This is a genomic window from Pseudomonas sp. GXZC (assembly GCF_026967615.1).
Classification (GTDB): Bacteria; Pseudomonadota; Gammaproteobacteria; order Pseudomonadales; family Pseudomonadaceae; genus Aquipseudomonas; species Aquipseudomonas azotoformans_A.
In genome coordinates this window covers 68,073-92,016 of sequence record NZ_CP114115.1, presented here as the reverse complement: position 1 = coordinate 92,016, position 23,944 = coordinate 68,073, and the positions used below count along the sequence as shown (strand labels likewise).

Here is a 23,944-nt window from a genome sequence, read left to right as displayed (position 1 = left end):
ACGCTCGAGAGCGAAAAAGTGTGTGCATCTGCCTCCATGGAAGGTCACCGCAGCGTGGCCGAAATGGCTTACTGGCAGGCGAAAAAAGGCGCAACTATTCCCATGCAAGGGAGCGACGTCTAATGCCGTAAACGCCTACCCTATGCCGAATCGGCATGGCCTTTTTCTATAATAACTGTCCGAACGGTCAGTTCAAATGTGACATTTTGTCCGACAAATATGCCGTGAACCGGCCAAACCCGGCTCGCTCAGAGAATCAGGACGTCTGTGGTGAGCTGGCAGAAATGCCTGGGAATTCCGTTGTTTAGTGTCAGAAATGTCCTATGGCCCCCACCAAAATTTATCGATAGATGGTCGACCGGACATACCAAGAAATGGTTCTGAACAAGCAGAAGGGAAATATTCGACTAAGGAAGGCATAACAAAAGAGCAATAAGCCCGCCGCAAGTTCAGCAAGCCATGAGCTTGTGAACCTGCGTCGCAGCTTTTCGCCTGACCCGGCCCTTGCGCAGGCACTCCCTGTACCCGTAGGTCACGCCGATCCCGATTGATCAGAGCAACCCGGCCCCTTGGTCATGCACCGCCCTTGGCGAGCGATGCAGACAGAAAGAAGCGAGGGGGCTTCTTTCTATGGACGCAGGCTCCGCAGACGACAGAAGCGTCGGACGGAACCTAATACCAATTCGGATCTTTCTTCAGCTGCTCCATCAGCAACTTCTGCATGCCTTCATCCGGCTTACCGATAAAACGGTAATCGGCGTGCCGCGTCGGGGATTTGTCCGCCGGCAGACCGGCCGGGACTTCCACCAACATGGCGTAGGCATCTTCCTTGTCGAGGCTGAAGGCAACGATCAGGCGTTTGTTCAGGCACGTGTCAGCGGTTTCGCAGAGTGGCCCGACCAAAAACTTGTCGCCATCTTCTTCCACGGCGTTCATCTGTTCGGCTGTACCCGACAGGTTCATCACCCATTCCGGCAAGCGTTCTTCTTTCTTCACCACGCCTTGCCAGGTTTCGCGGTATTGCGGGTCCGCGCTGAGCAATTCATTGGCCCGGGATTGGCCGTCGTTGGCGGCCATCGCCCAGCCGCTGCCGCCCAAGAGCAGGACGGCAGCAATAGCTTTAAGGGACAGAGTGGTCATGTTCAGCCTCGGCCGCGACGACCAAAGAAGAAGGAAGCGATGAACATCACCAGGAAGACCACAAACAGAATTTTTGCGATACCCGTGGCGGTGCCCGCGATACCACCGAAGCCCAGGACTGCAGCCACAATGGCGATGATCAGAAATGTGATTGCCCAACTCAACATGGTGATTCTCCTTACGCTTTTATAGGGGTAACAGCGGTAGTGCCGTGCAGCCGCTCAACACGAACGGCTGTTGGTGCCTAGAACACCCAACGCTCTTGGGATGGCAGCTCACTCAGGGCGGACTCCTGGTCAACCATCCGCAACTGCGGGGCTGTTACATCGGCAGCAACACTGCCAACGGAACGGAAATGGGTTTGGGTCATGGACGGACGTTCAAACTGGGGGATCTGCTGCTGACTCTGCTGCCAATGTTGCAGCTGCTGGCCGCCAATCAGCGTGACCATCAGGGCCAGGCTGGCAAACAGGCCTTGTTGCAAGCGCAGTGGCGATACATGCAATTGGCTGAGGTTTTGGCGAGTCATGCTGCTGTTCTCCCGCATTCTGATTATTCGTTGGGAGAGATATTGCAGAGTGCATGCCAGCTTTTTAACAAAATAAAACTCAATTAAATCAATGAGTTGAATATTACCGATTGGGTTGACCCCCAGCATCCTGCACGATGCCCCCCTGAGCGCCGTGCGAAATGCACGATGGCCAGCGGTCGGCTCAAGGGATAGAACACGGAATGAGTGTTGCCAAAGTGGCAAGACGGCATGAAAACGCCATCAGCCGGGGGCTTTGTAGGAAACGATGCAGATAGCTGCACGACGCTGCCTTTTATCGATCAGAATAAACCATGCAACTTGCCCGATTATTCCGGGACTAAACACCATCATTCATAGTTTAAGGAGCGCGGGACAGATGGAATCAGCCAAGGAACTTCAAGGCCGCATTCTTTTAGTGGATGACGAATCCGCGATCCTCCGCACCTTCCGTTATTGCCTGGAAGATGAGGGCTATACCGTAGCCACCGCGAACAGTGCTGCTCAGGCCGATGCTTTGATGCAGCGCCAGGTGTTCGACCTGTGCTTCCTCGACCTGCGCCTGGGCGAAGACAATGGCCTGGATGTGCTGGCCCAGATGCGCATCCAAGCGCCTTGGATGCGTGTAGTGATCGTCACAGCTCATTCGGCAGTGGATACCGCCGTTGATGCGATCCAGGCCGGCGCTGCCGATTACCTGGTCAAGCCTTGCAGCCCTGATCAACTGCGCCTCGCCACCGCCAAGCAGTTGGAAGTGCGCCAACTCTCCGCGCGCCTCGAAGCCCTTGAAGGCGAAGTGCGCCAACCCAAAGACGGCCTCGATTCCCACAGCCCGGCAATGATGGTGGTGCTGGAAACCGCGCGCCAGGTGGCCGGCACAGACGCCAACATTCTCATCCTGGGTGAATCCGGCACCGGTAAAGGCGAACTCGCCCGCGCTATTCACGGCTGGAGCAAGCGTTCGAAGAAGTCCTGCGTCACCATCAACTGCCCATCGCTGACGGCAGAACTGATGGAAAGCGAGTTGTTTGGTCATAGCCGCGGTGCGTTTACCGGTGCCAGTGAAAGCACGTTGGGCCGCGTCAACCAGGCAGACGGCGGTACGCTGTTTCTCGACGAAATCGGCGACTTTCCCCTCACATTGCAACCCAAGTTGCTCCGTTTCATTCAAGACAAGGAATACGAGCGCGTCGGCGATCCGGTCACTCGACGTGCCGACGTACGCATCCTGGCCGCCACCAACCTGAACCTGGAAGACATGGTCCGCGACGGCCGCTTCCGCGAGGACTTGCTGTACCGCCTCAATGTGATCACCTTGCACCTGCCGCCGCTTCGCGAGCGCAGTGAAGACATTCTGACCCTGGCCGACCGCTTCCTGGCGCGCTTCGTCAAGGAATACGCCCGACCGGCGCGCGGCTTCAGCGATGAGGCGCGCGAAGCACTGCTCAACTACCGCTGGCCGGGCAATATCCGCGAACTGCGCAACGTCGTGGAGCGTGCCAGCATCATCTGCCCGCAAGAAAAGGTGGAGATCATCCACCTGGGGATGGCCGAACAGCCTGGCAACAACGCCCCACGCATTGGCGCGGCACTGAGCCTGGATCAGTTGGAAAAAGCCCATATCGGCGCCGTGCTCGCCACCAGCGACACCTTGGACCAGGCCGCCCGCACCTTGGGCATCGACGCGTCGACCCTGTACCGCAAACGCAAACAGTACAACCTGTGAGCTGTACCTTATGAAGCTAGCGATGAAGCTGCGTACTCGGTTGTTTCTGAGTATCTCAGCGTTGATCACCGTCGCCCTGTTGGGTTTGATCCTGGGCCTGGTCAGCGTCATGCAAATGGCCAAGACCCAGGAATCGCTGATTCGCAGCAACTTCATTACGCTGGACCTTGGGCTCAAGCTGCGCCAGAGCCTGGGCGATCAATTGATCATGATGCTGGAGGAGCGCCCCGACCCCGAGGCGCTGCAAGCGTCCAAGCAACGCTACTTCGACCTGCTCGACCAGGGCATCGCCCATGAACAGCGGGACAATCGCGGGAGTGGCTTCAGTGAGGCCCGAGGCCAGTATCAGGATCTGCTGGACGCCTTTGACGAATCCCAGCAACCGACGCCACCTCCAGGCGCCAAGGAAAAGCTCACCGAAACCTTCAATACGTTGCGCAACGGCCTGATCAACGAACACAAGCAGGCATTGGAGAACATCAGCAACAGCGAACACAAATCCCGCGAACGTGCGCTATTGATCGCCGGGTTGCTGGGGTTGGTGGGGCTCGCCGTGCTGATCATCGGGTTTGTCACGGCGCATGGTATCGCCCGAAGGTTTGGCGGACCCATCGAAGCGCTGGCCAAAGCCGCCGACAAGATCGGCCAGGGCGATTTCGAAGTGACACTGCCGATTTCGTCCGCAGCAGAAATGAACCAGCTGACACGCCGCTTCGGCATCATGGCCGAAGCGTTGCGCCAGCATCAGGCAACCAATGTCGATGAGTTGCTGGCCGGCCAACAACGTCTGCAAGCTGTACTCGATAGCATCGACGATGGCCTGCTGATGATTGACCGCCAAGGCCGCCTGGAACACCTCAACCCCGTCGCCCAGCGTCAATTGGGCTGGGACGAGGAACGCCTTGGACAAGGCCTTGGCGAAGCACTTGTACGCCCCGAGCTGGACGAGCAACTGCAACTGGTCCTGCGCGGCGGTAACCTGGAGCGGGCGCCGGACGATCTGGAAGTGGAGGTCGAGGGTGAATTACGCCTGCTGACCTACAGCCTGACCCCGGTCAGCCATACCCAGGGGCATATCCTCGGCGCAGTGATGGTGCTGCACGACGTCACCGAGCAACGCGCCTTCGAGCGGGTGCGCAGCGAATTCGTGTTACGCGCCTCCCATGAGCTGCGTACACCGGTGACCGGCATGCACATGGCCTTCGGGCTGTTTCGCGAGCGTGCGAAGTTCCCGGCAGAGTCCCGCGAAGCGGACCTGCTGGATACGGTCAATGAAGAAATGCAGCGCTTGATGCAGTTGATCAACGACCTGCTCAACTTCTCTCGCTACCAGAACGGCCTGCAGAAACTCACCTTGGGCCCGTGCGATGTAACTGACCTGCTGGAACATGCCCGTGCACGCTTCGTCGAGCCGGCCAAAGCGCAGAACATCGAGCTGCTGGTAGAAACGCAATCCGACCTGCCTCGGTTGTATGCGGACCAGGCACAGCTTGAACGGGTTCTGGACAACCTGCTGGGCAATGCCCTGCGCCACACGGCGGCTGGCGGGCAAATTCGCCTGCAGGCGCGTCGTCATGGCGAACGAGTGATTGTGAGTGTGGAAGATAACGGCGAAGGCATCGCCTATGGCCAGCAGGGACGGATCTTCGAACCCTTTGTCCAGGTGGGCCGCAAGAAAGGTGGCGCCGGCCTGGGGCTGGCGCTGTGCAAGGAGATCGTGCAACTGCACGGCGGCCGCATGGGCGTGTATTCGCGGCCGGGGCAGGGCACTCAGTTCTACATGGCGTTGCCGCTTTAAGTTCGGTTCAACGCGCGCAGGATTGCGGCACTTTCCGCATCCGGTGTGCCGTCAAACAGCGACGGCCGGAAATGCATCTGGAATGCCGCAATGACATGCCGCGTGGCGACATCCAACTCGCCGGTCTGGGGCGTCTGGTAGCCCAGGCGGGCCAGTTCTTCCTGGAACCAGGTAATGCTTGGCAGTTCCGCCGCGTATTGCATCTGGAACCGCGCAACAGCCTGGGCATTCGGCCACACGCCCAACCCTTCATCGGCCAGGCGTTTCCAAGGGAACAGTGGGCCCGGGTCCAGCTTGCGCAGCGGTGCGATGTCACTGTGGCCAATGATGTTCTTGGGGTCGATGCCATTGCGCTTGCTGATGTCCTTGAGCAACACCACCAGGGATTTAACCTGCGCTTCGGAGTACGGGTACCACATGCGACCGGTCGGCGTGTCCTTGTAGCCGGGATTCACGATCTCGATGCCGATTGAGCTGGAGTTGAGCCAGGTACGGCCCATCCACTCGCTTTCGCCGGCATGCCAGGCGCGCTGGCTCTCATCCACCAGCTTGTAGATAGTGCCGGAGGCGTCGTCGCCGATCAGGTAATGGCTGCTGACCTGGCCGTGGGTAAGCAATGCCAGGGAGCGTTCTAGGTTGGTGGAGGTGTAGTGGACGATCACAAACTGCACGCGGTTGTCGTGATTCACCGACGGGTGGCTGGTGTCCAGGCGCGGGCCGCTGGCGCAACCTGCGAGCAGAAGAAACACAAAGGCGAAGTACAAGGATTTCATGGCGGAAGACATTACACTGAAGACGATAATGCAACAGTGTAACGTACCCTTTGTGACCCAACCGTCAAATTACAAAATGGAACATCTTTTAGGCGGCCTGCACCTGGTTCCGTCCCGCCGCCTTGGCCCGGTACAGCGCTTCATCGGCACGTTTAAGCGCCAAGTCACTGCGCTCTCCCGGCTGGAACTGCGCCACACCCATTGAAACGGTGATGGTCACCGGCTCGCCCTTGAAGTGAAACGGACACGCTTCAATCGCTGCGCGCAACACTTCGCCCGCCGCCAGCGCATCCGCCAGGGATGAATTCGGCATCAACAACACAAACTCTTCGCCACCAAAGCGCGCGATAAAGTCGGTCGAGCGCAGACGCTTGCGCAGCACGTTGGCGATGATCTTCAGTACCTTGTCGCCCGCCAGGTGGCCGTAGCCATCGTTGATGCGCTTGAAATGATCCAGGTCCAACATCGCCAGCGACAGGTTGTTGCCACGCTGGTGCCAGGTGTTGACCTCCTGATCCAGGCGTTCACTCCAGGCTGCGCGGTTGGGCAGCCCCGTGAGCGGATCGATCAAGGCCTTCTGGCGCTGCACCTCCAGGTGCTCCCGGTAGCCCTGGGCTTCCTGTTCCATATTGGCGACACGCTCGGCCAAGCCTTTCAGACGCGCTGCCGTTTCCTGCTCGCGCAGATCACGCTGCTGCTGGTGCTCGTCCATGGTGCCAAGCAGGCCTTCAAGGTGGCTTTCCAGCACGTGCTTGAGGCTGTCCAGGTCGGCAGCTTCCTGCACGCTGCTTTGCAGGCCATCGACCTGTTCGCGGATCTGCGTGTCCAGCTCGCGGGCGGCGGAACGGCTATCGGCATGGCCGTCGCTGGCGACCTGCAAGTGCCCCTGGAAGGCTTCAAGCCGCTCGTTGAGCTGCTTGAGATATGCCTCGAACTCATGCTGGCCACTGTCGGTGATCGCCAGCATCAATACAGCCAGGTCGTCGAGGATCGGCAGCAGTTCGTACCAGTTCAGCCCATGGGCCAGGCGCTCGCGCATGGCTTCGGCCTGGGGCCGGTGGCGCTCGGGCAGCGAGAGTTCTTCCAAGAGGCCGAGCAGGGTGTCTTCGATGTGCTTGGCCACAGAGCTGTAGGACGGCTCCGGGGAGTCGGGCAAGGCATAGGTGCCATCCGCTTGAAGTTCGTCGGGATCAGACTCCTCTACCTCCAGCACCGGAGGAAGTGAAAGGCTGCCGATGACGGTCTCTTCCGGCGCTTCGACCTGAACCTCAGGCGTTTCGATGAAGGCGGCGAGGGCGCTTTCCGGCGCAGGCTCTTCGACTTGAGGCTCGGGCTCGACACGCGCCAAGGGCGTTTCAAGGAGTGCGGCTTGAGGCGGGGCTTCGTAGACGAAGGTTTCGCTGGAGGGCTCGGCCACCTTGGCGGGCGCTACGGGCTCACTGACAGGGGCAAGCGTTTCTTGAGGCTGCGGCGCAAAGGCGCGCAACGCTTGCGTCAGCTCCTCGGATTGCTCGGGCGGCTGTGGCTCGGTAGCGACCGGCTTAGCCGGCGCAGGCTGCGGAGCCGGGCGGGGCGGCGCCTCGTTCTCCACCGCCTCGTTCGCGACGTCCTTGGCACCAAACAGGCGCTGCAAAAGCCCTGGCCCCGGACGCGGGGTTTCGCCGTCCGGCTCCAGGTTGTTCAGCGCCTGGCCTTGCAGGCCACTCAATTCGCTGAGCAGCAAGGGAATCTCGCGCGCCTGGCTGACTCGGCCGTCTAGCTGCTTGGCGAACGTCTTCAGCGGGCGGGCCACCTCACGCGGTAGCGGCAGCTTTTGCAGTTGCGTGACCAGGGACGTCAGCGCGGTGCTGATCTGATCGACTCGGGTTTCACGGCGCTGCTCCGAATCCAGCACCGCCTTTTCCAGGCGCGGCAGCAAGGCGGCGAGGGCGGCGTCCATATCATCGGTGCGGACAACGTCGCGCATTTCCTTCATGCATTGGTCGACGGCGCGGTCAGTTCCTTCAGCGGCCAGGGTGCTGCGCACCAGCCCACGGCGCAGCAGGTCGAGACGGGCGGCCCAGCGGCGCTCGAGCTTTTCTTGTTGCTCGATGCTTTTAAGGTATTTTTCTTTCCAGCGCTGGGCGTCGTCGCTCATGCAAGGGGTCCGCGAGGGCCGGAACTCAACGCGGGCAATGCATCAGCCGTGAGCGAACCCGGCAGACGAATCTCTACCGCGACCGGCAGGTGATCGGAGATGGGCTGCGCCAGCACCTGCACACTTTCGAGTGTGAGGGTCGGACTGAGCAGGATATGGTCAAGACAGCGTTGCGGACGCCAGCTGGGGAACGTGGCTTCGGCTTGCGGCGCCAGTAGCCCGAGGTCGCGCAACGGAGAATTTTGCAGCAGGTCGCTGGCATGGGTGTTCATGTCCCCCATCAGCACCTGATGTTTGTAATTGCCGATCAGCTCTCGGATGTAGGCCAGCTGCATCGTGCGGGTGCGGGCACCCAGGGCCAGGTGCATCATCACCACCACCAAGGCTTCCGGGCCTTCGCCAAACCGCACAAGGATCGCGCCCCGGCCCTTGGGGCCTGGCAGCGGGTGGTCTTCGATGGCGGAGGGCTTCAAGCGGCTGAGCACGCCATTGCTGTGCTGCGCCAGGCGCCCGAGGTTGCGATTGAGTTGCTGGTACCAGTAAGGGAAGGCACCGAGCTGGGCCAGGTGTTCCACCTGGTTGATGTAACCGGAGCGCATGCTGCCGCCGTCGGCTTCCTGCAGGGCAACCAGGTCGAAGTCGTTCAACAGGTTGCCGATCTTCTGCAGGTTGCCGGCCCGCCCGTTGTGGGGCAGCAGGTGCTGCCAGCCACGGGTGAGGTAATGCCGGTACTTCTCGGTACTGATACCCACCTGGATATTGAAGCTCAGCAGGCGCAGGCGGCTGTCTGCCGGCAGGCCCGTGGATTCCAGGTGATGTTCGTTGACCTGCGGGTCATGCAGGCCAACCCCACGTTCGGTACCCCAGCGGCGCATGACGGGCCCCTTACTTGGCTGCGCGCTCTTTGGCGATCAGCTGGTCGGCAACATTGAGGGTCTGCTCAGGACCACCGGAGGTGCCCAGGTCGAAACGGTATTTGCCGTTGACGATCATGGTCGGAACGCCTTGCACGCCGTACTTCTGCGCCAGTTCTTTGGCCTGTTTGATCTGGCCCTGGATGGCGAAGGAGTTGAAGGTGGCCAGGAACTTTTCCTTGTCGACACCTTGGGTGGCCACAAAGTCAGCCATTTCGTCTGGCTTGGTCAGGCGCTTGCCTTGCTTCTGGATCGCGTCGAATACCGCGTTGTGGACCTTGTGCTCCACACCCATGGCTTCCAGGGTCAGGAACAACTGGCCGTGGGCATCCCATGGGCCGCCGAACATGGCAGGGATGCGTTTGAAGTTGACGTCCTTGGGCAGTTTCTCAACCCATGGGTTGATGGTCGGCTCAAAGGCGTAGCAATGCGGGCAGCCGTACCAGAACAGCTCTACCACTTCGATCTTGCCTGGCTCCGAAACCGGAACCGGGTTGGCCAATTCAACGTAGGTTTTACCGGCTTCAAGCGGCACGTCGGCAGCTTGTGCGGTCATGCCGAAGAGGCTGGCAGTGACGAGAGCGGCGCTGAGGATCAGATTACGCATGCTTTACTCCTGGACAAATAAAGTCGCCTCACGCGACCTTTGCTGTGACAGGTCTACGCGGGCATGAGTTCGTTAGTGTAACGGCACCGGCCACAAAAAAGGGCGGCCTGGGCCACCCTTTTTATGCTTGCATCGCGGGATTAATCGAGTGTTAACGTTGCGTGCACCTCAGTGCAGGCCCTGGATGTAGCTGGACACCGCCGCAATGTCTTCATCACTCAGCTTACGGGCGATGGTACGCATGATTGCCGCGTCGCCATCGTTTGCTCGCCCGGCCTCTTCCTTGCGGAAATCGGTCAACTGCTTGGCGATATAGGTAGCGTGCTGGCCGCTCAGGTGCGGGAAGCCTGCGGCGGCGATGCCCGCGCCATTGGGCGAGTGGCAACCGGTGCAGGCCGGCAGGCCTTTTTCCAGGTCGCCGCCGCGGAACAGTTTCTCGCCACGGGCCACCAGTTTCGGATCGGCAGCTCCCACACTGCCCTTCTGGCTGGCAAAATACGCCGCGATGTCTGCCAGGTCCTGATCGCTGAGGTTGGTCAACAAGCCGGTCATTTCCAGGACCGTGCGCTTGCCGGACTTGATATCCTGCATCTGCTTGGTCAGGTAACGCTCGCCCTGGCCGGCCAGTTTGGGGAAGTTCGGCGCCGGGCTGTTACCATCCGGTCCATGGCAAGCACCACACACGGCGGCTTTCGCCTGGCCCGCTGTAGCGTCGCCTGCAGCATGGGCAACACCGGTGATGCCCAAGGTCAACAGCAGACTCACGATCAGTTTGTTCATCAGCTAATCCAACTACGGCTAAGGGGTTTAAGAGTTATCTACCGGGTTTACTCACCATCAACTGAATGACGGCCTGGTAATCCTCAGTACTGCAGTCCATGCACAAACCACGCGGCGGCATTGCCTTGAAACCCTGGGTCACGTGTTGCACCAGCGTGTCCATGCCCTGCGCCAGTCTTGGCGCCCAGGCTGCCTGGTCACCCCGTCTGGGGGCGTGGGGCAACTGGCCGGCATGGCAAGCCACGCAAACTCGGTTGTACACCGCTTCCGGATCCTGTGTAGCCTGAGCGCCGTAAAGCGGGACCAGGACACCGATAGCGAGCAACCACTTGGTCATACGTCGACCATTTCAGGGTTTGAGAGCGTTTTGCGTTCTAATGCGCAATAAAGGTCTATCGCTCCCGTGAACCTCATCCTTCGCTGGGACAAAGCACACACAAAATCTGCGGCATTATATACTGGCGCTACTGAAACGGAAACGACACCGCTTGCCGCACCCTTTTTCGGCACCGCCCACATCGGAAATCTCATGCAACTCAAGAATCCCATCCTCGGCCTGTGCCAACAGTCCACGTTCATGCTCAGCGCCGCCAAAGTTGACCAATGCCCCGATGACGAGGGCTTTGAAGTCGCCTTTGCCGGTCGCTCCAACGCTGGCAAGTCTAGCGCGCTGAACACCCTGACCCACGCCAGCCTGGCACGCACTTCGAAAACCCCGGGCCGCACGCAACTCCTCAATTTCTTCAAGCTAGACGATGATCGGCGTCTGGTCGACCTGCCGGGCTACGGATACGCAAAAGTCCCTATCCCGTTGAAGCTGCACTGGCAGCGTCACCTGGAGGCTTACCTGGGTGGCCGCGAGAGTTTGAAGGGTTTGATTCTGATGATGGATATCCGCCATCCGATGACTGACTTCGACCTGTTGATGCTCGACTGGGCGGTCGCCAGCGGCATGCCGATGCACATCCTGCTGACCAAGGCCGACAAGCTGACCTACGGCGCGGCCAAGAACACCCTGCTCAAAGTGCAGTCCGAAATCCGTAGAGGTTGGGGTGACGCGATCACCATCCAGCTGTTCTCGGCACCAAAACGCATGGGCCTGGAAGAGGCCTACACTGTGCTGGCAGGCTGGATGGAATTGGCCGACAAGGGCGCGGAACTGGCCGAGTAACTTTTCTGCAGGCAAAAAAAACCCCGGACTTCGTATGGGGAGGGGAAGTTCGGGGTTCAAGTTCCGGACCGCTAGGGCGGGGTCCAGATATCTGCCAACACTTAACACAACATAGGAGCATTGAAGGGCTTCACCACCCATTCAGTAACTCTGAGTAGCAGTTCACGGGTTAAGTTCCGGCAGGTTCGAAAAACTATTTGAAATAACCAACGGCGATTTCCGCACTAAAGCACTCTGCCACCACGCAAGGTGATGGCAGAGTCCCGGACTCAGTGCGCTTCGTCCCAGTTGTTGCCCACGCCCACTTCCACCAGCAACGGTACATCCAGCTGTGCGGCAGCGCTCATGTGTTCGCGAATCTTCTCGCTGACTTGCGCCACCAGGTCCTCACGCACCTCCAGCACCAGTTCATCGTGCACCTGCAGGATCACCTTGGCATCCAGGCCTGACTCAGTCAGCCAGTTGTCCACCCGCACCATGGCCTTCTTGATGATATCCGCCGCCGTACCCTGCATCGGCGCGTTGATCGCGGTACGTTCTGCCGCTGCGCGCTCCTGGGGCTTGTTGGAGTTGATGTCCGGCAAGTACAGGCGACGACCGAAGAACGTCTCGACATAACCTTGATCAGCCGCCTGGGCACGGGTGCGCTCCATGTATTCGCGCACGCCGGGATAACGGGCGAAATACACATCGATATACGCCTTGGCCGTCTTGGTATCGACGCCAATGTCCTTGCCCAGCTTCTGCGCGCCCATGCCGTAGATCAGGCCGAAGTTGATCGCCTTGGCGCTGCGACGCTGATCCGAGGTGACCTCGCCCAGCTCGACCTTGAACACTTCTGCCGCCGTAGCGGTGTGCACATCCAGGTTGTCGCGGAAGGCGTTCATCAGCCCTTCGTCCTTGGACAGGTGCGCCATGATCCGCAGCTCGATCTGCGAGTAGTCCGCCGCCAACATTTTGTAGCCCTTGGGCGCGACGAACGCCTGGCGAATGCGCCGCCCTTCAGCGGTACGCACCGGGATGTTCTGCAGGTTCGGATCACTGGACGACAAGCGCCCGGTGGCCGCCACCGCCTGGTGATAGGACGTGTGGATGCGCCCGGTGCGCGGGTTGATCTGCTCCGGCAGGCGATCGGTGTAGGTGCTTTTCAGCTTGCTCATGCTGCGGTACTGCATCAGCACCTTGGGCAGTGGGTAGTCATCTTCAGCCAGCTTGGCCAGCACTTCTTCGGCTGTGGAGGCCTGGCCCTTGCCGGTTTTCTTCAGTACCGGCAGGCCGAGTTTCTCGTAAAGGATCGCGCCGAGCTGCTTGGGCGAGCCCAGGTTGAACTCCTCGCCGGCGATCTCGAACGCCTGGCGCTCCAGTTCGACCATCTTGTTGCCCAGCTCGATGCTCTGGATGCCCAGCAGATCCTTGTCGACCAGCGCGCCCTGGCGTTCGATACGCGCCAAGACCGGCACCAACGGGATTTCGATCTCCGTGAGCACGCTCGCCAGGCTCGGGATGGCGGACAGTTGCGCAAACAGCGCCTGGTGCAGGCGCAAGGTGATATCGGCGTCTTCCGCCGCATACGGGCCAGCCTGCTCCAGCGCGATCTGGTCGAACGTCAGCTGCTTGGCGCCTTTGCCGGCGATGTCCTGGAAAGCGACGGTATCGTAATCCAAGTACTTCTTGGCCAGGCTGTCCATGTCGTGGCGGGTGGCCGTGGAATTGAGCACGTAAGATTCAAGCATGGTGTCGAAGGCGATGCCGCGCACGGTAATGCCATTTGCCGGATCGCCACCGATGGCACAGTTGGCCAGGATGTTCATGTCGAACTTGGCGTGCTGGCCGACCTTGAGCTTGCTCGGGTCTTCCAGCAGCGGCTTGAGGGCCAGCAGCACGGTGTCGCGATCCAACTGCTCCGGCGCGCCGATGTAGGAGTGGGTCAGCGGGATGTAGGCCGCTTCATGGGGCTGGACGGCGAAGGAAACGCCGACCAACTGCGCCTGTTGGGCGTCAATACCGGTGGTTTCGGTGTCGAAGGCGATCAACTTCGCGTCATTGAGCTTCTTCAACCAGATGTCGAAGGTCGCCTGGTCGAGAATCGTGGTGTAGCTCGCCTCTGCTGGCGCCACTGCCTCAACGACTTCCTCAACAGCAGGCGCCGCCTTGAGCTCCACACGCTTGGCGTCACGCTGTATTTCATCAAACCAGCTCTTGAACTCCAGCAGGGTGTACAACTCCAGCAGCTTCTCGCGATCCGGCTCGATCAGGTGCAGGTCATCCAGGCCGACATCCAATGGCACATCGCACTTGATCGTCGCCAACTGGTAGGAAAGAAATGCACTCTCGCGATGCTCTTCCAACTTGGCCGGCAGGGTTTTGGCGCCACGGATAGGTAGGGTCGGCACGATATCCAGCTGCTCATAGAGCTCTTTGATGCCGCCGTTCACGCCGACGAGCAAGCCGGAAGCAGTCTTGGGACCAATGCCCGGAACGCCTGGAATGTTGTCGGACGAATCGCCCATCAGCGCCAGGTAGTCGATAATCTGCTCCGGTGCGACGCCGAATTTCTCCTTTACGCCGTCGATATCCATCGAACTACCGGTCATGGTGTTGACCAAGGTAATGTGCCCGTCGACCAGCTGCGCCATGTCCTTGTCACCGGTCGAGATCACCACCGGGCGGTTGGCTGCCGCGCTGCTGCGCGCCAGGGTGCCGATGACGTCATCGGCCTCGACGCCTTCGACGCAGAGCAACGGGAAACCCAGGGCGATCACGCTCTGGTGCAGGGGCTCGATCTGCAGGCGCATGTCATCGGGCATGCTCGGGCGGTTGGCCTTGTATTCGGCGTACATGTCATCGCGAAAGGTCCCACCCTTGGCGTCGAACACCACCGCGAACGGGCTGCCCGGATACTGCTTGCGCAGGCTTTTGAGCATGTTCAACACGCCCTTGACCGCACCGGTGGGCAGGCCTTTGGAGGTGGTCAGCGGTGGCAATGCGTGGAAGGCGCGGTACAGATAAGAAGATCCGTCCACCAGGACGAGGGGTGCTTGGCTCATGAGCAGAATCAACCTTTTCGGCGGGTCAGGCGCTAGAATAGCCGGACCAATGACGACAAAGGGACAAGGTTATCATGCGTACATTCAATCGCCTGCTGTTCACCGGCTTGATTGCACTCGCTCCGATGGCTGCCATGGCGGCAGACAGCGCCCCTGGGGGCGATCCGGAAGTGACCATTCGCACGGAAGGCGACAAGACCATCCAGGAGTACCGCCAAAACGGCTTCCTGTATGCGATCAAGGTAACGCCAAAGGGCGCGCCTCCGTACTTCCTGGTGCGCGCCGACGGAACCGACGCGAACTTCATCCGCTCTGACCAGCCGGATATGCTGATCCCGTCATGGAAGATTTTCGAATGGAAATGATTTCTTAACTTAAATTGGCGCCGCGCACTGCGGCGCCCGTACTGGCAGTTTTAACCATGTCTGTGTTCACCCCCCTGGCTCGGCCCGAGCTGGAAACCTTTCTCGCCCCTTACGGCCTCGGCCGCCTGATCGACTTCCAGGGGATTGCCGCCGGTAGTGAAAACACCAATTTCTTTATCAGCCTGGAGCAGGGCGAGTTCGTCCTGACCCTGGTCGAACGTGGCCCGGTCGCGGAAATGCCGTTCTTCATCGAACTGCTCGACGTGCTCCACGACGCCGACCTGCCCGTGCCCTACGCCCTGCGCACCACCGACGGCGTGGCTCTGCGCGAGCTGAAAGGCAAACCCGCACTGCTGCAACCGCGCCTGGCCGGCAAGCACATCAAGGATGCCAACGCCCAGCACTGCACCCAGGTCGGTGACCTGCTGGGCCATCTGCACCTGGCAACCCAAGGTGAAAAGGTGTTGGAGCGCAAGACCGATCGCGGCCTGGACTGGATGCTCAGCGAAGGCGGGCAGTTGATTTCGCACTTGAACGACGCACAACAACGCCTGCTGCAGGATGCACTGACCGAGATCGCAGCCCACAAGGCTGAGATCCTCGCGCTGCCACGCGCCAACGTACACGCCGACCTGTTCCGCGACAACGCGATGTTCGAAGGGACGCACCTTACAGGGCTGATCGACTTCTACAACGCCTGCTCCGGTCCGATGCTGTACGACGTGGCAATCGCCCTGAATGACTGGTGTTCGGACGCGGATGGCGTGATTGATGGGCAACGCGCACGCGCATTGCTGGGGGCTTATGCGAGCCTGCGGCCGTTTACCGCCAAGGAAGCCGAGTTGTGGCCGACGATGCTGCGCGTGGCCTGTGTGCGGTTCTGGTTGTCACGCCTGATCGCGGCTGAATCGTTCGCCGGGCAGGACGTGTTGATCCATGATCCGGCGGAGTTCGAGCATCGGTTGGTGCAGCGTCAGCAGGCTACCGTGCACCTGCCCTTCGCACTCTAACCTTTGCAGGAGCCGGCTTGCCGGCTTCTACAAGGACTCCAGGCAACCCGCCAAGTCATTGCCCAACTTGTCCAACACCTGCTCATAACCCTGAGCGGTAGCCGGGGTGTAACCACCCAGCGCATCCAACTCCGCCAGCTTCACCGGCAAACCGGAGACCAGCGTTTCAGCCAGGCGCGGACGCAACGGCGGCTCGCTGAACACGCAGGTCTTGCCCACTTCCTGCAAACGCGTACGCATCGCCGCCACATGCTGGGCACCGGGTTGTACCTCAGCAGCCACGCTGAACACGCCGGTGTGCTTGAGGCCGTAGGCGTCTTCGAAGTAATCGAAGGCTTCGTGGAAGACAAAGTAAGGTTTGCCATCAATCGGCGCCAGGCGGGCTTTCAGGCGAGCATCCAGGGCATCCAGGCGCTCATTGAAGGCCTTCACGTTGCTCTGGTAACGCGCAGCATTGGCCGGGTCGGCGGCAGCCAGGTCAGCTGCCATGCGCGCCGCAATCACCCGAGCGTTCACCGTCGACAGCCACAGATGCGCATCCAGGCTGCCGGGGCGGTGATCGTGGTCGTGTTCGTCGGCTCCATCGGCGTGTGAGTGGCTATCTTCGGCAAAACGACGCAACTTCATGCCTGGCAGGTCCTGCACTGCCACTGTCGCAGCCGTACGACCTTTCAGCACGCGCGGCAGGAAACTCTCCATATCCGGGCCGATCCAGTACAGCAGGTCCACCGACTGCACGCGCCGTACGTCGGATGGACGCAGCGCATAGTTATGCGGCGACGCACCCGGCGGCAATAACACCTCGGGAACCGCCACACCGTCCTGCACGGCCGCGGCGATCAACTGCAATGGTTTGATGCTGGTCAGCACCTTGACCTCGGCCTGAGCGGCACTCGCGACGAACAAACTGGTGACAAATACGACAAAAACGGGAAAAAGTCGGGACACGATGACCACTCAATGGCGTAGGAACGGGTAACATAATAACGTCTCTATCAAATGTCTGTCGCCGCTCATGCCTAAAACACCGCTTGCCAGCCGTCCCCACGACCACTCTCACTGCGTGCATACCGCGCTGTCGGAGGCCGATACCCTGTGCACACAGAAGGGTCTGCGCCTGACCGCCCTGCGTCGTCGCGTGCTGGAGTTGGTGTGGCAGAGCCATAAGCCGCTGGGCGCCTACGACATCCTGGGCGTACTCAGTGAGCAGGATGGCCGCCGCGCCGCGCCGCCGACCGTGTATCGCGCGCTGGATTTCCTGCTGGAAAACGGCCTGGTGCATCGCATCGCCTCGCTGAACGCCTTTGTTGGCTGCAGCCACCCGGAACATGCGCACCAGGGCCAGTTCCTGATCTGCCGCGAGTGCCACGCCGCCATCGAGCTTGAACAAAAAAGCATCAGCGACGCCATCATCAAGAGCTCTGCCGACGTTGGTTTCCGGGTCGAAGGGCAAACGGTCGAAGTGGTCGGCCTGTGCGCGGGCTGCCAGGGGGCTTGATGAGCAACGCGTTAATCCGCCTGGAACAGGTCGGGGTCACGTTCGCCGGGCAAACCGTGCTGGATAGCATCGCGCTAAGCGTGGAGCCTGGGCAGATTGTCACCTTGATCGGCCCCAACGGCGCCGGCAAGACCACCCTGGTGCGCGCCGTACTCGGCCTGCTCAAGCCCGACACCGGCAGTGTATGGCGCAAGCCCAAGCTGCGTGTCGGCTACATGCCGCAGAAGCTGCACGTGGACCCGACCCTGCCACTGTCCGTGTTGCGCTTCCTGCGCCTGGTGCCGGGCGTGGACCGTGCCCGTGCGCAAGCGGCGCTCAAGGAAGTCGGCGCCGAACAGGTGATCGACAGCCCGGTGCAAAGCATCTCCGGCGGCGAAATGCAGCGCGTGCTGCTGGCCCGTGCCTTGTTGCGCGAGCCGGAACTGTTGGTGCTGGATGAGCCCGTGCAAGGCGTCGACGTCGCCGGCCAGGCCGAGCTGTACAGCCTGATCACCCGCCTGCGCGACCGCCATGGCTGCGGCGTGTTGATGGTGTCCCACGATTTGCACCTAGTGATGAGCACCACCGACCAGGTGGTGTGCCTCAACCGTCACGTGTGCTGCTCCGGCCACCCGGAACAGGTCAGCGGCGACCCGGCCTTCGTCGAGCTGTTCGGCAAGAACGCCCAGAGCCTGGCGATCTACCACCACCATCACGACCACGCCCATGACCTGCATGGCGCCGTGGTCGACGATCCCGCCACACCTCATACCCACGTTCATGGAGATAGCTGCAAGCATGGCTGATTTTCTGCTCTACGCCCTGCTGGCAGGCTTGGCTTTGGCGTTGGTGGCGGGCCCACTGGGTTCGTTCGTGGTCTGGCGGCGCATGGCCTATTTTGGCGATACGTTGTCGCATGCCGCGCTCTTGGGCGTGGCCATGGGCTTCTTGCTGGATGTCAGCCCGACTATCGCTGTGACCGTGGGCTGTCTGTTACTGGCGGTGCTGCTGGTGACCCTGCAACAGCGCCAGCCGCTGGCCTCCGACACCTTGTTGGGCATCCTGGCGCCCAGCACGCTGTCCCTGGGCCTGGTGGTGCTGAGCTTCATGCATGAAGTGCGCATCGACCTGATGGCCTATTTGTTCGGCGACCTGCTGGCAATCAGCACCACCGACCTGGCCTGGATTCTCGGCGGCAGCGCAGCCGTGCTGGTCTTGCTGGTGGCCTTGTGGCGCCCGTTGCTGGCAATCACCGTGCATGAAGAACTGGCCACGGTGGAAGGTTTGCCCGTGCCGAGCCTGCGCATGGCCCTGATGTTGTTGATCGCCGTGGTGATTGCTGTCGCGATGAAGATTGTCGGCGTATTGTTGATCACGTCGCTGCTGATCATTCCCGCAGCCGCCGCCCAGCGCCATGCCCGTTCGCCGGAGCAGATGGCGATCGGCGCCAGCCTGCTGGGGATGCTTGCGGTGTGCGGGGGCCTGGCGCTGTCCTGGTTCAAGGACACGCCGGCGGGGCCATCGATTGTGGTCACGGCCGCCGCCCTGTTTCTGCTGAGTTTTGTCCTGCCCCGTCGAGGGGTGTAGACTTGCTCGCTTTTTGCGCAAATAGAGAGTCGCAGGAATGAAGCCGTTCACCTCCCGTTATCTGCTCCTTGCCGCATTTTCCTTGCTGCTGGGCGCCTGTCAAAGCACACCGTCCGCCGCCCCCGAGGCCCCGGACGCACGCGCTGCGGCCATCGCGCAGCTGGAACAAAACCTGGCCAGCAGCGAGTTGGCCACCGCCGAAGACCAGTTGGCGGCACTGCAAGCCCAGTCGCCCAACGACCCGGCGCTGGAAAACTATCAGCGCCAATTGGCAGAAGCCTATCTGCAGCGCAGCCAGATCGTGTTGCAAAAGGGTGACGTCAACGCCGCTGCCACCGCCCTGAGCCGTGCCCGCGCCCTGATGCCCAAGGCGCCCGCACTGACCGGCGGCGTCAACAGCGCCATCACCCACGCCCGCAAGGCCGAGTTGGATAAAGCCGAAGCCGCCCTGAAAGCCGCCGAAGCCAAGCCCGCCGCCAAGGTCATCGACCCGGCAGCGCCCAGTACCACGGTGGCGCTGAACCTCACCGATATTGAAGAACTGCGTCATCAGCTGGATGCGATCGCCACTGACGTGGTGAATTACCAGTGCGATGTGACCATCCAGGCGCCGCGCACCCAGGATTACCCGTGGTTGGCCACGTTGCTGACCAAACGGGTGAAGCGAATTGATTCGGGGTATGACCTGAAGATTCACCGGCAGATCTTGAAACACATTCCGGCGCAGGTTGTGCTGATTCCGCGCAAGGCGGAGTAAGAAAAGATGATCGCTCCCACCCAGTGGGAGCGATCCCTTTAACGCTTAAGCCGGAATCGCCTTGGCCTTAGGCTCCCGATCCCAGACCCGATGCTGGGCAATCGCCGCCACAAACGCCTTCAATGCCTTGGCATCCCCACCGACGATCAACCCCGCATCAACCTCCAGCTTCAACAGGTCCAGCAACTGCTTGGCCTCGCCCACCACCGCAATCGCCTTCAGATGCTTGTACGCCTCCAGCAGGTAATGCAGCGCCACGCCATCCTCGCTCAACGCCTTCACCGACTTGGCGCCGCCGGGTACAAACACCGCGTCGAACGCCACGGACGGCAAGCCCTCCATGGACGCATCCACCGGCAAACTCTTGCCGTCCGCCGTGGTGACCGGTGCCGAGGTCGGCCCGAGCAATTTGGCGTGGGCGCCTTCGGCCTTCAGCACTTTCTTCAACGCCTCTATCGCCACGCCATCCACACCATTCGCCGCGAGGATCGCCACCTTGCGCGTCTTGATGTCACCCGACAACAGGTTCGCCTGGCTCAAGGCCGGTGAACGCGACAGCGACGTCTTGCGCTCCGGCACCGTGCCTTTCTTCGGCACCGGCAAGCCCAGGTTTTGCGCCACACGCTTGGCCAGTTCAAGGTCGATGTTGGCGAGGATCTCATTCACCTGACGCGCGCGAATGAACTCACGCTCCACCTTGCCCAGCTCAAAGCTGTAGGCCGCAATTATGTGCTCCTGTTCATGCTTGCTCATGCTGTGGAAAAACAGCCGCGCCTGGGAGAAGTGATCGCCGAACGACTCGCTGCGCTCACGCACCTTATGGGCGTCAATGCGCTCATGATACGACTCGAAGCCACCGTCCTGTGCCGCAGGCGGGGTTTCCTTGGGCCAGCCGCCATCGATGGAGTTGGGCTCGTAGGCCGCACGCCCTTTGTCGATGGTGGTGCGGTGCATGGCATCGCGCTGGCCATTGTGGAAGGGCGCCACCGGGCGGTTGATCGGCAATTCATGAAAGTTCGGGCCACCGAGTCGGCTGATCTGCGTATCGGTGTAGGAAAACAGCCGGCCCTGTAGCAATGGGTCATTGGAGAAGTCGATCCCCGGCACAATATGGCCCGGACAGAACGCGACCTGCTCGACCTCGGCGAAGAAGTTATCCGGGTTGCGGTTCAGCACCATCTTGCCCAGCGGGGTGATCGGCACCAGTTCTTCGGGGATCAGCTTGGTCGGATCGAGGATGTCGAAGTCGAACGCATGCTCCTTATCCTCGGGAATCACCTGCACGCCCAATTCCCACTCGGGGTAATCGCCCATCTCAATGGCTTCCCACAGATCACGACGGTGGTAGTCGGTATCTTTACCGGCGAGCTTTTGCGCTTCGTCCCACACCAGCGAGCAGGTGCCGGCGGTAGGGCGCCAGTGGAATTTAACGAAGTTGGACTTCCCTTCAGCGTTGATGAAGCGAAAGGTATGTACGCCAAAGCCCTGCATGGCCCGTAGGCTTTTAGGAATCGCCCGGTCGGACATTGCCCAAATCACCATGTGCGCCGATTCCGGCTGCAGCGACACAAAGTCCCAGAAGGTATCGTGGGCCGAACCGCCGGTAGGAATCTCGTTGTGGGGCTCAGGTTTTACCGCATGGACAAAGTCAGGAAACTTGATCGCATCCTGAATGAAAAACACCGGCATGTTGTTACCGACCAGGTCGAAGTTGCCCTCGTCGGTGAAGAACTTCACGGCAAAACCACGTACGTCGCGCACCGTATCACCGGAGCCACGCGGGCCTTGCACAGTGGAAAAGCGCAGGAACACCGGGGTTTTGTGCCCAGGATCACGCAGGAAACCGGCCTTGGTCAGCGCCGAATGGTTCTCATAGGTCTGAAAGTAACCATGGGCACCGGTGCCGCGCGCATGCACGATGCGCTCAGGGATGCGTTCATGGTCAAAATGCGTAATCTTTTCACGCATGATGAAATCTTCGAGCAGCGAAGGGCCGCGCGCGCCGACCTTCAAGCTGTTCTGGTTGTCGGAGATCTTCACACCCTGGTTGGTCCGCAGGGCCTGGCCAGTCGCGTCAGAGCGGAATTCTTCCAAGGCCTCCAGCTTGGCATTGGTGTTGTTACGGTCCAGGGTGTCGGTTCCGGCGAGTTCGCTCTTTGGCTTTTTCGTACTCATCAGTCAAAACTCCTTATTCAGACCCAGGCACGGCACCCGGGAATCGCATTGCTTAAGTAGTGACTGATGGGGTTTTGGGCCGTTCCTTTTTTATGACCTTTGATCGCGTTATTGCCAAATCGCTGGATGAATGCGAAATAAATGCTAAGAAACGCTATACGGACAGGCTAAAATGCGCGCCCGGCTAACCGCTGATCCCTTTTCCATGCGCCCCACAAGGTTCGCTACGTGATCGAGTTTCAAAATGTCCATAAAACCTACCGCGTCGCCGGTAGGGATATTCCCGCGCTGCACCCCACCAGCCTGACCGTCGAGAACGGCCAGGTGTTTGGTCTGATCGGTCATTCCGGCGCGGGCAAAAGTACACTGCTGCGCCTGATCAACCGCCTCGAAGAACCGAGTGGCGGCCAGATCACGGTGGACGGCGAAGAAGTCACCGCCCTGGACGCCAACGGCCTGCGCCGTTTCCGCCAGCAGGTCGGGATGATTTTCCAGCACTTCAACCTGCTGGCGTCCAAGACCGTCGCCGATAACGTGGCACTGCCACTGACCCTGGCCGGCGAATTGTCGCGCAAGGAGATCGACCTGCGCGTCGCGGAGTTGCTGGCGCGCGTGGGCCTGTCGGACCACGCCAAGAAATACCCGGCGCAATTGTCCGGTGGCCAGAAACAACGCGTCGGCATCGCCCGCGCCCTGGCGACTAAGCCGAAGATCCTGCTGTGCGACGAAGCCACCAGCGCCCTTGACCCGCAGACCACCGCCTCGGTGCTGCAACTGCTGGCCGAGATCAACCGCGAGTTGAAGCTGACCATCGTGTTGATCACCCATGAAATGGACGTGATCCGCCGCGTGTGCGACCAGGTGGCCGTAATGGACGCGGGCGTGATCGTCGAGCAAGGCTCGGTGGCCGATGTGTTCCTGCATCCCAAGCACCCGACCACCAAGCGCTTCGTGCAAGAGTCCGAGCAGGTCGACGAAAACGAGCAACGCGACGACTTTGCCCATGTGCCAGGCCGCATCGTGCGCCTGACATTCCAGGGCGAAGCGACTTACGCGCCGTTGCTGGGCACCGTCGCCCGCGAAACGGGTGTGGACTACAGCATCCTCGCCGGTCGTATCGACCGCATCAAAGACATCCCTTACGGGCAATTGACCCTCGCCGTCACCGGTGGCGACATGGAAGCCGCGTTTGCGCGTTTCACCGCCGCTGACGTCCACATGGAGATCCTGCGCTAATGGACGTCCTGTTGAGTTTCTTCGCCAATATCGACTGGTCGGAAATCTGGCTCGCTACCGGCGACACCATGACCATGCTATTCGGCTCGCTGTTCTTCACCGTGGTGCTGGGCCTGCCGCTGGGCGTGCTGTTGTTCCTGACCAGCCCACGCCAACTGTTCGAACAGAAAGGCCTGTACGCGCTGCTCTCGCTGATCGTGAACATCCTGCGCTCGCTACCATTCATCATTCTGTTGATCGTGATGATCCCGTTCACCGTCCTGATCACCGGCACTTCGCTGGGCGTGGCGGGTGCGATTCCGCCGCTGGTCGTGGGGGCAACGCCGTTCTTCGCACGGCTGGTGGAAACCGCCCTGCGTGAAGTGGACCGCGGCATCATCGAGGCCACCCAATCCATGGGCGCCAGCACGCGCCAGATCATTACCAACGCTTTGCTGCCCGAAGCCCGTCCTGGCATTTTCGCGGCGATTACGGTGACGGCGATTACACTGGTGTCCTACACGGCGATGGCCGGTGTGGTCGGTGCCGGTGGCTTGGGCGACCTGGCGATCCGTTTCGGTTATCAGCGTTTCCAGACCGATGTGATGGTGGTCACCGTGGTGATGCTGTTGATCCTGGTGCAAATTCTGCAAACCGTCGGCGACAAGCTGGTGGTGCACTTTTCTCGAAAATAACGGCCATTGCCGGCCGCACGCCGGTACATGCCCGAACAAGG

General features: G+C 60.6%; 23 protein-coding genes. 11 read left to right on the top strand and 12 right to left on the bottom strand.

The window, feature by feature from the left end; all coding sequences use genetic code 11:
- Positions 1-672 precede the first annotated feature (672 nt).
- From OZ428_RS00455 to OZ428_RS00445, 3 genes are all read right to left on the bottom strand, one after another.
- Positions 673-1,140, bottom strand: a complete 468-nt coding sequence (locus tag OZ428_RS00455) for an inhibitor of vertebrate lysozyme family protein (RefSeq protein WP_269132427.1) — start codon at positions 1,138-1,140, stop codon at positions 673-675.
- 2 nt (positions 1,141-1,142) lie between these two features.
- Positions 1,143-1,307: a DUF1328 domain-containing protein gene (locus tag OZ428_RS00450; protein WP_003170804.1), complete on the bottom strand. Its 165-nt coding sequence runs from the start codon at positions 1,305-1,307 to the stop codon at positions 1,143-1,145.
- Positions 1,308-1,384: 77 nt separating this feature from the next.
- Positions 1,385-1,669 carry a hypothetical protein gene (locus OZ428_RS00445; protein WP_269132426.1) on the bottom strand — a complete coding sequence of 95 codons (285 nt, stop codon included), beginning with the start codon at positions 1,667-1,669 and terminating at the stop codon, positions 1,385-1,387.
- Between the two features lie 379 nt (positions 1,670-2,048).
- Between OZ428_RS00445 and algB the strand changes: the two genes are divergently transcribed.
- Positions 2,049-3,395: a sigma-54-dependent response regulator transcription factor AlgB gene (gene algB, locus OZ428_RS00440; protein WP_177112231.1), complete on the top strand. Its 1,347-nt coding sequence runs from the start codon at positions 2,049-2,051 to the stop codon at positions 3,393-3,395.
- 10 nt (positions 3,396-3,405) lie between these two features.
- Complete coding sequence (locus OZ428_RS00435; protein ID WP_269132425.1) at positions 3,406-5,193, top strand: KinB sensor domain-containing domain; 1,788 nt, start codon at positions 3,406-3,408, stop codon at positions 5,191-5,193.
- Here the strand turns inward: OZ428_RS00435 and OZ428_RS00430 are convergent.
- The 6 genes from OZ428_RS00430 to OZ428_RS00405 form a co-directional block, all read right to left on the bottom strand.
- Positions 5,190-5,966 (bottom strand): N-acetylmuramoyl-L-alanine amidase, encoded by a 777-nt coding sequence (locus OZ428_RS00430; RefSeq protein ID WP_269132424.1) that lies wholly within the window; start codon positions 5,964-5,966, stop codon positions 5,190-5,192. The genes OZ428_RS00435 and OZ428_RS00430 overlap by 4 nt on opposite strands.
- Before the next feature lie 88 nt (positions 5,967-6,054).
- Positions 6,055-8,103 (bottom strand): diguanylate cyclase, encoded by a 2,049-nt coding sequence (locus tag OZ428_RS00425; protein WP_269132423.1) that lies wholly within the window; start codon positions 8,101-8,103, stop codon positions 6,055-6,057.
- A complete protein-coding gene (locus OZ428_RS00420; RefSeq protein ID WP_033899255.1) occupies positions 8,100-8,978 on the bottom strand; it encodes an endonuclease/exonuclease/phosphatase family protein in 879 nt (292 codons plus the stop codon). The genes OZ428_RS00425 and OZ428_RS00420 overlap by 4 nt, the downstream gene beginning before the upstream one ends.
- A gap of 10 nt (positions 8,979-8,988) precedes the next feature.
- The gene (gene dsbA, locus OZ428_RS00415; protein WP_269132422.1) at positions 8,989-9,624 is read right to left on the bottom strand and encodes a thiol:disulfide interchange protein DsbA; all 636 of its coding nucleotides are present in this window, start codon (positions 9,622-9,624) and stop codon (positions 8,989-8,991) included.
- A gap of 168 nt (positions 9,625-9,792) precedes the next feature.
- Positions 9,793-10,404: a c-type cytochrome gene (locus tag OZ428_RS00410; RefSeq protein WP_016978792.1), complete on the bottom strand. Its 612-nt coding sequence runs from the start codon at positions 10,402-10,404 to the stop codon at positions 9,793-9,795.
- Positions 10,405-10,438: 34 nt separating this feature from the next.
- Positions 10,439-10,741, bottom strand: a complete 303-nt coding sequence (locus OZ428_RS00405; RefSeq protein ID WP_269132421.1) for a c-type cytochrome — start codon at positions 10,739-10,741, stop codon at positions 10,439-10,441.
- A 192-nt stretch (positions 10,742-10,933) separates the two neighbouring features.
- On the opposite strand from OZ428_RS00405, the gene yihA reads away from it, so the two are divergent.
- On the top strand, positions 10,934-11,575 hold the full coding sequence (gene yihA / locus OZ428_RS00400) for a ribosome biogenesis GTP-binding protein YihA/YsxC (RefSeq protein WP_269132420.1): 642 nt from the start codon (positions 10,934-10,936) through the stop codon (positions 11,573-11,575).
- Positions 11,576-11,844: 269 nt separating this feature from the next.
- Here the strand turns inward: yihA and polA are convergent, their stop codons facing one another.
- On the bottom strand, positions 11,845-14,622 hold the full coding sequence (gene polA, locus OZ428_RS00395; protein WP_269132419.1) for a DNA polymerase I: 2,778 nt from the start codon (positions 14,620-14,622) through the stop codon (positions 11,845-11,847).
- A gap of 74 nt (positions 14,623-14,696) precedes the next feature.
- Between polA and OZ428_RS00390 the strand changes: the two genes are divergently transcribed.
- Complete coding sequence (locus OZ428_RS00390; protein ID WP_038851128.1) at positions 14,697-14,987, top strand: DUF2782 domain-containing protein; 291 nt, start codon at positions 14,697-14,699, stop codon at positions 14,985-14,987.
- A 56-nt stretch (positions 14,988-15,043) separates the two neighbouring features.
- Positions 15,044-15,997 carry a homoserine kinase gene (locus OZ428_RS00385; protein ID WP_269132418.1) on the top strand — a complete coding sequence of 318 codons (954 nt, stop codon included), beginning with the start codon at positions 15,044-15,046 and terminating at the stop codon, positions 15,995-15,997.
- A 27-nt stretch (positions 15,998-16,024) separates the two neighbouring features.
- On the opposite strand, the gene znuA is transcribed toward OZ428_RS00385, so the two are convergent.
- Positions 16,025-16,954: a zinc ABC transporter substrate-binding protein ZnuA gene (gene znuA, locus OZ428_RS00380; RefSeq protein ID WP_269132417.1), complete on the bottom strand. Its 930-nt coding sequence runs from the start codon at positions 16,952-16,954 to the stop codon at positions 16,025-16,027.
- Between the two features lie 58 nt (positions 16,955-17,012).
- Between znuA and OZ428_RS00375 the strand changes: the two genes are divergently transcribed.
- Genes OZ428_RS00375 through OZ428_RS00360 form a run of 4 tightly spaced genes read left to right on the top strand, consistent with a single transcriptional unit; the run spans position 17,013 to position 19,818 of the window.
- Entirely contained in the window at positions 17,013-17,495 is a 483-nt protein-coding gene (locus OZ428_RS00375; RefSeq protein WP_028618648.1) for a Fur family transcriptional regulator, read from the top strand.
- Positions 17,495-18,280: a zinc ABC transporter ATP-binding protein ZnuC gene (gene znuC, locus OZ428_RS00370; protein WP_269132416.1), complete on the top strand. Its 786-nt coding sequence runs from the start codon at positions 17,495-17,497 to the stop codon at positions 18,278-18,280. Before OZ428_RS00375 ends, znuC begins: the two co-directional genes overlap by 1 nt.
- Positions 18,273-19,061, top strand: coding sequence for a zinc ABC transporter permease subunit ZnuB (gene znuB / locus OZ428_RS00365; protein ID WP_010207821.1), 789 nt, complete (start codon positions 18,273-18,275; stop codon positions 19,059-19,061). The genes znuC and znuB overlap by 8 nt, the downstream gene beginning before the upstream one ends.
- Positions 19,062-19,098: 37 nt before the next feature.
- Entirely contained in the window at positions 19,099-19,818 is a 720-nt protein-coding gene (locus OZ428_RS00360; RefSeq protein ID WP_269132415.1) for a PA5502 family lipoprotein, read from the top strand.
- A 45-nt stretch (positions 19,819-19,863) separates the two neighbouring features.
- Here the strand turns inward: OZ428_RS00360 and katE are convergent, their stop codons facing one another.
- Positions 19,864-21,993, bottom strand: coding sequence for a catalase HPII (katE, locus tag OZ428_RS00355; RefSeq protein WP_269132414.1), 2,130 nt, complete (start codon positions 21,991-21,993; stop codon positions 19,864-19,866).
- Between the two features lie 228 nt (positions 21,994-22,221).
- Here katE and OZ428_RS00350 point away from each other — a divergent pair, with 228 nt between their 5' ends.
- Both OZ428_RS00350 and OZ428_RS00345 read left to right on the top strand, forming a co-directional pair.
- Complete coding sequence (locus tag OZ428_RS00350) at positions 22,222-23,229, top strand: methionine ABC transporter ATP-binding protein (RefSeq protein ID WP_269132413.1); 1,008 nt, start codon at positions 22,222-22,224, stop codon at positions 23,227-23,229.
- Entirely contained in the window at positions 23,229-23,903 is a 675-nt protein-coding gene (locus OZ428_RS00345) for a methionine ABC transporter permease (RefSeq protein ID WP_010207814.1), read from the top strand. The genes OZ428_RS00350 and OZ428_RS00345 overlap by 1 nt, the downstream gene beginning before the upstream one ends.
- Positions 23,904-23,944 lie beyond the last annotated feature (41 nt).

What these genes read in the sequence shown, in the direction of transcription:
- OZ428_RS00450 (WP_003170804.1), bottom strand. Translation starts at nt 1,307, where the DNA reads ATGTTGAGTTGGGCAATCACATTTCTGATCATCGCCATTGTGGCTGCA.
- OZ428_RS00420 (WP_033899255.1), bottom strand. Translation starts at nt 8,978, where the DNA reads ATGCGCCGCTGGGGTACCGAACGTGGGGTTGGCCTGCATGACCCGCAG.
- yihA (WP_269132420.1), top strand. Translation starts at nt 10,934, where the DNA reads ATGCAACTCAAGAATCCCATCCTCGGCCTGTGCCAACAGTCCACGTTC.
- OZ428_RS00360 (WP_269132415.1), top strand. Translation starts at nt 19,099, where the DNA reads ATGAAGCCGTTCACCTCCCGTTATCTGCTCCTTGCCGCATTTTCCTTG.
- OZ428_RS00375 (WP_028618648.1), top strand. Translation starts at nt 17,013, where the DNA reads ATGCCTAAAACACCGCTTGCCAGCCGTCCCCACGACCACTCTCACTGC.
- OZ428_RS00425 (WP_269132423.1), bottom strand. Translation starts at nt 8,103, where the DNA reads ATGAGCGACGACGCCCAGCGCTGGAAAGAAAAATACCTTAAAAGCATC.
- znuB (WP_010207821.1), top strand. Translation starts at nt 18,273, where the DNA reads ATGGCTGATTTTCTGCTCTACGCCCTGCTGGCAGGCTTGGCTTTGGCG.
- OZ428_RS00435 (WP_269132425.1), top strand. Translation starts at nt 3,406, where the DNA reads ATGAAGCTAGCGATGAAGCTGCGTACTCGGTTGTTTCTGAGTATCTCA.
- OZ428_RS00390 (WP_038851128.1), top strand. Translation starts at nt 14,697, where the DNA reads ATGCGTACATTCAATCGCCTGCTGTTCACCGGCTTGATTGCACTCGCT.
- OZ428_RS00430 (WP_269132424.1), bottom strand. Translation starts at nt 5,966, where the DNA reads ATGAAATCCTTGTACTTCGCCTTTGTGTTTCTTCTGCTCGCAGGTTGC.
- dsbA (WP_269132422.1), bottom strand. Translation starts at nt 9,624, where the DNA reads ATGCGTAATCTGATCCTCAGCGCCGCTCTCGTCACTGCCAGCCTCTTC.
- algB (WP_177112231.1), top strand. Translation starts at nt 2,049, where the DNA reads ATGGAATCAGCCAAGGAACTTCAAGGCCGCATTCTTTTAGTGGATGAC.
- OZ428_RS00410 (WP_016978792.1), bottom strand. Translation starts at nt 10,404, where the DNA reads ATGAACAAACTGATCGTGAGTCTGCTGTTGACCTTGGGCATCACCGGT.
- OZ428_RS00455 (WP_269132427.1), bottom strand. Translation starts at nt 1,140, where the DNA reads ATGACCACTCTGTCCCTTAAAGCTATTGCTGCCGTCCTGCTCTTGGGC.
- katE (WP_269132414.1), bottom strand. Translation starts at nt 21,993, where the DNA reads ATGAGTACGAAAAAGCCAAAGAGCGAACTCGCCGGAACCGACACCCTG.
- znuC (WP_269132416.1), top strand. Translation starts at nt 17,495, where the DNA reads ATGAGCAACGCGTTAATCCGCCTGGAACAGGTCGGGGTCACGTTCGCC.
- OZ428_RS00345 (WP_010207814.1), top strand. Translation starts at nt 23,229, where the DNA reads ATGGACGTCCTGTTGAGTTTCTTCGCCAATATCGACTGGTCGGAAATC.
- OZ428_RS00445 (WP_269132426.1), bottom strand. Translation starts at nt 1,669, where the DNA reads ATGACTCGCCAAAACCTCAGCCAATTGCATGTATCGCCACTGCGCTTG.
- OZ428_RS00405 (WP_269132421.1), bottom strand. Translation starts at nt 10,741, where the DNA reads ATGACCAAGTGGTTGCTCGCTATCGGTGTCCTGGTCCCGCTTTACGGC.
- polA (WP_269132419.1), bottom strand. Translation starts at nt 14,622, where the DNA reads ATGAGCCAAGCACCCCTCGTCCTGGTGGACGGATCTTCTTATCTGTAC.
- OZ428_RS00385 (WP_269132418.1), top strand. Translation starts at nt 15,044, where the DNA reads ATGTCTGTGTTCACCCCCCTGGCTCGGCCCGAGCTGGAAACCTTTCTC.